We start from the raw sequence: 1,489 nt of genomic DNA, 5'->3' as shown, positions 1-1,489 counted from the left end.
GGCTTCGCCACTTTACCGCAAAACTCCACTTCACACGCGTCACAGGTTAACGCGGCGTTATGTGTCACCATGAAAAAAGGATATGTTGCGATGAGTGTTGTTTATAGAGCTTTATTAATCTTGTGCTTTCTCTTTTTAGCAATAGCTTGCTATGTCTTTGGAGTCCCAGCTGGCGGAGTAGTATTTTTATTACTGGGCCTAGTGTTTGAAGGCTTGTTTTGGGCTGGAATATTTGGCAAGAAGAAATCAAAATCAAGCTTGTAAAGCTTTTAAATCCGAAGTGAATTAATGTTGCTTTTTTAGTTTTATCTTGGTTCCTTCGGTAGTTACCATTTTCGCAAGCAGTTTTTAACGTTCGAAAATTCTGCTTTTAAAAGCGGGGCGCTAATCTGGGTTTGCAGTAAACTGTGGTTCTTCTTAAAGGCTAAATTAAAGTCAAATGCAAAAAACATAACAAAGCAATCAAGCGGATGGCCTTTAAGTTTCACTTTTTCCATTCCGCTGCGCTCCATTTTATGGCAAAAGTGAAACTTAAAAACCACCGCTTATTGCGGCGTTATGCGTGGTATTAAAAGCAGTGCTTTGTCGGTGGTAGGGTTGTGCTAATTGTCTTTTTAGTTTGTGCCGCTCCAACAGCGGTTTAGTAGAGTAAATCGCAGTGATGCAGTCAGGGGAGTGGCATTCAATTTCTAGTCGGTCGTGTCCGCACTATGTCTCCCGTCGTTGTTCTCAGTGGTTCCTTTATAGGCAGTACCAAATCAATCTATTGCTTAACCTTCTTGTAGTATTATTTTGGGTTTTTGGTAGTATCTGGTTTCAATATCTATTGTCTAAGCGCTTCGTTTAGGCTGTGGGGCCACCTAAGCGGTCGCCCAACGTGTGTGTTATTTTTTGGGCCGCCTCGCATAACAAGGCGCTCCACCTGACAATTTTTGCTGCGCTCGTTTGTGTATGTCGCGTAGCTCCATTTTACACAAACGCTCACAGCAAAAATTGCAGGTGAGCTTGGCGTTAGAGGTCTCTCGGATTTTGGACAACGATAAAGAAATTGAGTCAAAAATAAAAAAGCTTCTAGAAAGTGGCAGACTTAAAGAGTCCACGAAAAAAGTACTAAGGTCACTAACAGCTAGAGAAGCTAAAGTAATTCGTGAGAGGCTGGGTTGGGACGTTAGCTCAAATGAGTCGTTGGAAGAGATCGCCAACCGTTATGAGATTACTAGAAAGAAAATAAAGCAAATAGAAGATAAAGCACTAAAGAAGCTTCGCAATAGAGACCCAAACAATGATGATCCTGAAACAAGCTAAACCTCTAACAATCAAAGGCAGCCTCGCCCCTGCGGGGCTGGACCTCGCTGCGCTCGGCCGCTGCTTTGGGCGTTATGCGTGGTATTAAAAAGAGCGCTTTGTCGGTTTTAGGTTGTTGTCAGTTGTCTTTTTAGTTTGTGCCGCTCCAGCAGTGGTTTAGTAGGGTAAATCGCAGTGATGCGGT

At 43.0% G+C, this 1,489-nt stretch carries 2 protein-coding genes; both read left to right on the top strand.

The window, feature by feature from the left end:
* Positions 1-264: hypothetical protein (locus IDZ20_RS05490; protein ID WP_223144903.1), on the top strand; the 264-nt coding region annotated here is incomplete at its 5' end.
* A 765-nt stretch (positions 265-1,029) separates the two neighbouring features.
* A complete protein-coding gene (locus tag IDZ20_RS05485; protein ID WP_188150426.1) occupies positions 1,030-1,305 on the top strand; it encodes a sigma factor-like helix-turn-helix DNA-binding protein in 276 nt (91 codons plus the stop codon).
* Positions 1,306-1,489 lie beyond the last annotated feature (184 nt).

This window comes from Teredinibacter waterburyi, assembly GCF_001922985.1.
Lineage (GTDB): Bacteria > Pseudomonadota > Gammaproteobacteria > Pseudomonadales > Cellvibrionaceae > Teredinibacter > Teredinibacter waterburyi.
Note: the sequence above shows the minus strand (reverse complement) of the source record. Positions and strands in the feature narration are given on the sequence as shown.